This is a genomic window from Reichenbachiella sp. (assembly GCF_039944555.1).
Taxonomy (GTDB): Bacteria; Bacteroidota; Bacteroidia; order Cytophagales; family Cyclobacteriaceae; genus Reichenbachiella.
This window is the reverse complement of the sequence record NZ_JBDUYN010000015.1, coordinates 161,006-169,315: the sequence shown is the minus strand read 5'-3', so window position 1 is coordinate 169,315 and position 8,310 is coordinate 161,006. Positions and strand designations below refer to the sequence as shown.

2 protein-coding genes are annotated in these 8,310 nt (G+C 42.3%); both read right to left on the bottom strand.

Annotated features, from left to right (window positions below; translation table 11 throughout):
* On the bottom strand, window positions 1-600 hold a 600-nt coding region (locus ABJD64_RS22445; protein ID WP_348181610.1), incomplete at its 3' end, for a hypothetical protein.
* 747 nt (window positions 601-1,347) lie between these two features.
* Window positions 1,348-8,307 carry an RHS repeat-associated core domain-containing protein gene (locus ABJD64_RS22440; protein WP_348181609.1) on the bottom strand — a complete coding sequence of 2,320 codons (6,960 nt, stop codon included), beginning with the start codon at window positions 8,305-8,307 and terminating at the stop codon, window positions 1,348-1,350.
* Between the last annotated feature and the right edge of the window lie 3 nt (window positions 8,308-8,310).

Genomic DNA, 8,310 nt, shown 5'->3' with positions numbered 1-8,310 from the left:
TTGAGACCATGCACCGTTACATTTAGGAACTACGCGCCAGCTATAAGTAGCATTGGCTTGTAAGTTTTCAATCAAAACTGGAGTAGAGGTAATCGCATTAAGTGTCACCGTGGTCAATCCTACAGTTGAATATTGCAATTGATACTCTTCACCAATAGCCAGGTCATCCCAGCTTAAGTTGGCAGAAGCCGTCCCTGTCGTTTGATCTACAAAAGGTGATGAAGTATGACCTGTGACCAAACAACTTGCCGCATCTGGAGTGGTGAAATTACCATCCCAAGACGATGGCCAGGATTCCCAGACACCGTTGCACTTAGGTCGCACGCGCCAGCTATAGCTAGCATTGGCCTGTAAATTTTCGATCATTACCGAGGTCGAAGTAAGTGCATTAAGTGTCACTGTTGTCAATCCTGCAGTGGAATATTGCAGTTGATATTCTTCTCCGGTAGCCAGGCCGTCCCAACTTAAATTAGCCGAAGCGGTGCCATTTGTTTGGTCCACAAAAGGTGTGGCCGTGTGTCCGGTCACTACGCACTCCTGGCTAAAAGAAGCCAATGGCAAACTCGCTAAAAGGGCAAATACTAATATTAATCTTGTCATGGTTGACGGTTTATTATTCATTCTAATTCTCATTTACCCTTTACCAGAGGTTCAGGGTTATGTTCTCATTTTTGCACAATTGTTGTGCAACGGCTACAATCAAGTTCGTTTCTTTCATTTACTCTCAATTCACGCAACTTTCAATTTTTTTACTTATTCCAAATTTCGTACTCCTTCACTCAATTGAGTATCTTTTAATCACGGATTTTTGGGTAAGTCGGCGCCTGCTGAAAATACGATAATACCAACAATCAAAATTAAAATCGTAAATATTAGATCGTACACATTCTTACCTTCATGGTCACTGATAAAAACTAGGTCACAAAGCCTTCCACTATTATCAAAACAAAGTTTGTTTAACCCCCAATTAAGAAGCAACAGGATAAGTGTTATTGAATGAGTAAATAAAAAAGCAAATTCTTGTTCTCCAGATTCGTAGTTTAAATATGATATTACCACAAAGCTTGAAATTGAAAAACTCAAAAAGACCAAGGTTCTGTGAAAATAAGTTAATGTCTCTCTGAATGGGAACACGATTAGAGTCAAGTGACAAAATAATGTAGTGCGCCACACTATTATCTCTACCTCATTGCTTGAATCAAAAAAATTTAAAAGATCATGGTAGAAAGAAATTTCAGCACCTAAGACCGAGATTAAATTCAATAGTAACATCGAGACAATCAATATGGCGTATATATTATAGCCCAAATCTGATATTGTTGTTTTTTTATTCATTGCAAATCAATCTCAATTAAAGTGTAATCGATACAGCTCTATCATACGTTGATATATGGATTTATCTGTCCAAATATCCAGAGCTTCATTACTGTCAGAGACTCCATCATATATTTCCAATCCTTTGTAGAGTTTTGTAGCTCTTACACCTTTACCGCCCGGCAAAGGAGTTGTAACAATATCAATCGTTGGTGCAACGACTCTATCCCAAGCATCCTTCTTTTCATTCCCATTAAAATCTTCCCCTTCGATAATAATGTAACCTGATTCAACAGCCGATGAAGGTCCATAATTGTGGATAGTTCGTACCAATTTTTCCTGCCAATGATTTTCAAGGTTTTTTTCATGAATTTGTCTTCCCCAGAAATTCATGAAGTCATTAAATCCTTTATATTCGTAAGCAAGCCCGATTGGAATTGTATTCAATAGAGCTGAAGTCGAAACAACAACTTCATCAAGTCTTTGAAAAACACCCAACCCATCACTTGTTGTCATGTCATATACTAAATCTGGATCATAGCCCCAACTTGCACTAGATTGCCTATAAAAATCATATCTAGGATCATCTGGACAGCCTTTGCATTCACCACCATCGGGATCTATACCAATTACAGGATTATTACCCATTCCAATATAAGGTGAAGCGTATTGTCTATATGGGTCAATCACCATCCACCTACCCAATATGGCTTCATAGTCCCTTAGCTGAAAATGATTAAACCCAGTCTCCTCATCTTTTTCTGAAAACTCTGCCTGGTAACCTCTGGTGTAGCCATTGGTCGGGCTTGTGGGCAGCGTCATTCCGAAAGGATAGTAATCCAAAGACTCATCCAGTGCCAACTCCTCAGAAGGGAGGGCATTGCAGTCGCCTAGTGTTACAATTACTCTTGTAGAAACCGGATGCCATTGGTGCTTGTCTACATGACCTATTGGTAAATTGTTGTCCGTGATGCGTAGACGTAAGTACCACGTATCGCTCCTTGTGGCCCTAAAAAATTCGTCCTTTACCAGCAGCGCTTCACCATCCTCATGGTCCTGCCAGTAGTATCGATAAGAGTGACTTTCATCTCCATCATGCACGGTATAATCATTCTCTCTTCTCAGGATTACTTCCTTACACGATTGTGCTCCAACGCGAGTCACATTGTTATCTATATCTCCCCCAGTTGGGTTCAATATCTGAATAGACGCAGTGGAGGGTTGCTCCTCAGTTTCCGGTTTTGATATCAGTCCCCTTACGTTGCCCAAGTGGTCTTTGATTTCGAATTTGGCCAAGCCCTCATCCCAATTGAACTCACCTACTCGATTGGCTCCATAAAGTGTAAATCCTTGAAGTTCTGGTGGGTCATATTCAGATTCTCTTTTGTAAGTAGTCATAATATTTCCGGCCGCGTCCCGAACATAATATTCACCAACCAACTCTCCATACATCTCCTGAAGCTTGCGGTCTCTAAATCCTAGCGTGTTATAGGTAAAGTAGGTCGACATATCTTCATCCTGATTGGTGAAGGATTTCATTTTTCCAGTCACATCATAAGCCATACTATAACTGGTTCCCAGTTGAATTTGATCTGTGAGTTGCCCAATGCTATTGTATTCATTTTCCTGAAAAATGTCACCTCCCGACATAACCACCTGTGACAATTGATTTGGGCCGCTGGCTTCATATTTATAATCAAAATCATGCGTAAGGCTTGGTCCTCCCATATCTGACTCCAGCACAGCACCATCAATATCTTCACGTCTAAGTGTTTTGATATTGCCATTCAGGTCATAGGTCAGGTTTCGAACACCAAATGAGCCTGCATGGTCGATGTTGGTGCCGTCAAGGTTGCCAAATACTGCCTGACGCAACTGCCCCATTTCATCATAGTTGTACATAAATGCCTGCGCATTGTCAAAGGTGCTTTCTCCATCTAAATTGTGCGCCCAAACCATGGCCTTGATATTGCCAGTGTAGTCAGTTTCCAGGTCCAGGTTGGCCATATCCGCAGTTTGCGTTCCTCCACTGGCGGTACCTTTGCTGAAGGCACCTATGTTGTCATTGGCATTCAGGTAGTCTCCATTGAAATACTGAAGCTGCATGGCAAACGCGTCATCCAGTGCACCTTGTTGTGTAGCATCCGTGATGTCGTTTATACTCTTGAGCCCTCCGGTAATTGAATACACATAATCCAACTGCTGAAGATATACCTCATCTCCGGGGTTTTCAGAGCCTTCCGAGGCCAACCCTCCTAATTTTACGGACTTGAGTGGTCCATGTTTGTAATAGTCATACTCTGCAATCAGATGCTTAAACAAGTATTCATCTTTTCGCCACTCATCAATTTTAAGATAACGATAGTTGAGTAATGGGATCTCTGAAGCATAGGCTCTGGCCAACTGCCCGTTGTTGTTGTACTCATAGGTATGAAAGAATTTGTCTTCAACGTCCAGACCAGGTTGATAAGCCACTTCGATGATATTGTCCATTGGCCCGTAGATGTATCGAATGCGCTTCATACCAAGATCCGGAACATATTGGCTCAACCAGGCCACCCGTCCTCGCTCATCATAACTGTAAACGGTACGACTATTGGGTAATTCTTCGTCGGTATTGCTCTCGAACGTCTCCGACCAGGAAACGGCTCCACCCAAAAAGGACTGATGCTCCAAAAACAAAGGGATAGCCATCAATGCTTCGGTGAGGTCATCGGCTTCTTCTCCATTGATATAGAGGATTACGTCGCCATCGCCGCCGCCTTCACCTCCACCCAAGTCTCCTCCGACCTCAATAGTAGAAATATCCCCTTCATAGAAATGAGTGTACTCAGTATCATAATAGGTCCTAAGCATATCAAATCTGTCCGGGTCATTGGCTTGTTCGGAATAGCCGTCAGTTCTATCATTGGCCGCAAAGATCAATGCGGCGTCTGTAAAACCAGAGACACCATAGGCACTGTAGTTGGCCACGCCCGATTCAATGGGCCTGTTCAGATGATCATAATTCGTATAGGAAAACTGTCCATTCTCCAATTGCTTGGCATTTTGGGAGAAGCGAATCAAACCATCTCTACGGTATATATATCTGGAAGTACCTGCGTCAGGTTCTTCCATGCTCAGGAGCCATCCGCGACTGTTATAGTTGTACGTAGTTTGTTCTGCCGTGCTCGCTGTAGCTGCAGAGCTCAATAGGTCAGCGGTCCCTTTTGGCGTAAAGGCCACTCGCAGACGATTGGCATTGTCATAGACAGTGAAAGTAGTTATCTCACTGGTGCTTGCTCCACCACCCAATTGCAGGGGTTCAATATATATTTGACGGCTTACCAAAAGGTTATCATTAGCATCAAAATATGCGATATTTTGATTGCCTTTGTAATCGTAAGCTCGTCTCTTGTAACCATTTCGGTTGTAGCTAAAACTACCCCCATGCAGTGCATACTGGGTGTTGAGATTATCACCGGCAAAGACACTATTTCTTACTTGAAGATATTTAGTCATCAAAGTATGGTCCTGACCTTGATCCAGAATAGGTTCTTTTTGACCTCGGAGTCCCATGATCGGTGATTTGGTTCCCTCGGTGAAAGCTCCATCGCTGTAGCCACCATTTGCCGGAAGGGGTGCCGACTCATAGTCTTCACTATGGTTTACATAATTTTGTTGTGCATAGGTCAGTTGGTTGCTGTTGTTTCTCTTCGAACCATTCTTATCCTTCCAAACATAATCTCCTGCCGGCACTTGTGTCAAAGTCTCCCCGGAAGCGTCGTCATAATAGATTGTTCGTGAATATGGATACTGCGTTTGTGGTACATGATCCTCGCCCAATTCATGGCTGCTTCCTGCATTGGCTGAAGAGTAGTACCAACCTAAATATCCATTGATCAGACTGCTTTCAGCCGTAGCGTCAGTCACTGGTGACCTTGTGTCTACATAGGCGTCTGGATTGAACAATTTGTTCCCAGCAAAATCAGTGGCATTCAGCTTATTCCTATCCACAAAGGTAGGGGCGTATTCAAAGAAGGTATCGAATCCCGGAATCACTTCAGCATCCTCATTGTCATAGGTGGCACTTTCTAGTACTTCCTCTGGCACGTCTCGATGTCCATATCTGACTGGCGCGGGGAGTGTTTGCCCTACAGGGCGACCAAATTCATCTTTGATTACCTCAGAGGCCAGCACCAAATGATGATCAAAGTTTTTGGTTTGAGTTTGTAGAAGTTCTCCTGACTCTTCAAAATATGCCTTGCTGTCTTGTCGTATCTGTCCATAATCATCTCGAGCGATTGACCTTACGGTATTCAGGTTTTCAACATATTCCAATCCTTCATAAAAGATGTCGTTCGTGATTTCGTTGACAACTAGAACCGAGCCTTTTTCAAATCGAATTCCGGGTAGAACAATGATGGGCTGTGTGGTATTAACCTGAATCTTCTGTCCGACGATGTCATGATTAAAAAAGTGATCATTAAGTATTAATGGCTTTTCTACGACAGTTGGCACGGATAAGTCCGCCGGATCGTGATCATAGGTAAAGTTCACAAAGGCATAAGTATAGAGGCCTGAAAACCCATCGACCTTAAACTTTAACTTGAGATGACTCAAGTAAGAATGATCGTATTCTATTTTTACTTCGGAAATAGTGCCAACTCCTTCTTTCTCAATAGCCTCAATCACAATATCCTCAGGCTTTAGCCTACGCACTTCTGAGTTGGAAAGTCCAAGTAGGTTCAAATCGACACTTGCATAACCAGAAGTACGAGCTTCTTCATCCTCAATGTTAAAAATGGTTTTGACTACAGATACGTCCTCACTTGGGCTTTCATCAAACCGGATCGCGTCCTCTTTGTAGTTGATAGTAAGTTTAAGATGATCCAGAATGTCCTGAATGGGTTGGAATTCATTACTAGCCGGTGCCGTATACTCTAAGAAGTTTATGGTATAAGTCTTGTTATTACCTAATCTAAACTGGAATGATGGCGTGTTGAACGTAAGATTTTCAATATCAATCACGTACTTATACAACTTGCCATAGGTAACATCTGCCTCGTTGACTCTTAGTTCTCCGAGTCCGTCGTAATCAAAAAAGCCATCTATGGTGAGACCTTCAGGAATCGGTCGTGTTACCGTTATCCAATTGCGATTGCTCCCCCCACCTGTTAATATTTCACTATCGAAAGTAATATCAGTGTCTACTTGTGTAATATAGTCGGGTGTGTAAAAGTGAAGTTTAGTAGTCTCTGCTGAATTGATATTGAACGTCACATTATTGGGTTCCACATATATTTCCTGATTATTCGCAGGATCTATAACGATGGCGCGTGTATTGCTCGAGAAGAAGTATTTAGGTCCCAACTCTACCATATTGCCACCGCATCCTAATGTACTGTAGGAATACCTATGCAATCCTTCTTCCAAAGATTCATCACTTGGAATTTGGGCACCATTAGTAAGTGTGTTGAGCCAGGCCTCTACGGTAAACCAGTCCTGTTGTCCAACATTATATCTTTGTATCACGTCTTCTCTGAAAATTGTGGATTCGGATTCATACGTAACTGCAGTCACCTTACCGGTTTCATCATCATAAGATGGTTCTCCAGCCACATCAATCACATATTCTTCGGGCAATGTGGCTTTATAAATGATGTCATCATCTCCCATCTCGAACTTTAAATAACCACCAATGTTCAAATTATTAAATACCAGTTTTCCATTGACTATACTTACCTCTGGTTGGAATTGGCTGCTGAACTTATCCTGCTCTCTACACAAAACATGCGAATACAAGGCTACATAGTTCTTATCGTTGATCTTGGACGTATTGGCCATGACCCAGATACTCAAGTCTGTGTCTGTGCTATTCAAATTTTGATCTAGCACAATTCCAGGAGCTCCAAGTTCACAGTCAAACGGCAATTCTCGCTCTTCCAATCGATAAAATTCCAATACGTTGCCGTAGAAGGTGGTTAGATCTTCAGGAACATGCGTGCCTCCATGAAAAAAAGGTATAGACCCCGGAACCCTATCTATGTTATTGGCTTCATCGTGCATGTCAAAATCGTAAAAAGGTTTAGATACCCAATATTTTGTTACATGACTACTAAATATGTCGTTTAATCTAGCTGAGTGTTCATTGAAATTGAAGTTGGGGTGCATGAGCTCTCCCATCCAAAGAGAAGGGTATTCCTTCGTCAAGGAAATAGTAACGGGCACCATATACTCCTTAACTTCCATTTTGTGGAGATAGCCGAGATCATAGGATCGGAAGGCATCATCACAACTGAGATCACTTGTGCCGTATAGAAGCGGATCATCCAGATATGATCTCCAACCTCCATTGAGTTCTATGCCATTGGCCAAATCCTTTGGTATTGGATTTTTAAAACCTGCCTGAGTTCTGTAAAAATCCTCAACATGAAATGAACCGCTCATATCGCTGTTGAAAATATTGTTTAGATTAGGCATAATGGTATGATCTAGCACTTTACTACCGTCTAAAGGCTCATCATAATAGTTGCCGGTATTAGCTGTATGATAAAACCTGAAAAGTCGACTTTTAGGACTATAGCTATAGGTATCCAGTTCTTCATAGAACGTTCCTTTCGCTCTAAACAAGGATAGTCTGGCGTCAGTTAAAAACCTTGTCCCACCATGTGGCCACGCCGTCCAATGATCATAGGTTTCCTCGGGTTCGTAATCGTCGTAGCAATTCTCTTTGTAATAACTAGTAACTGTAACCTCATTGGCTCCATTTGGGTGGGCAATAATCTCAGGCGGATTGTCGTGTGGGGCGAATGCATCCGATCCGGTCTCATTGTACAGTCGGAACTTAATAAACCTCAGCTGATTGATCGGCACTATTTTGCTCGATTCTCCTGGGTTGATGTATAGTATTGACACCCCGTTGCCTGGCTGTCCATAATAAGGAGCTGTTTGAGCCATGGAAGCAGTGTACTGGGCATAGAACAAAAAGATAAATATTATCGCCTTTTTCATCCG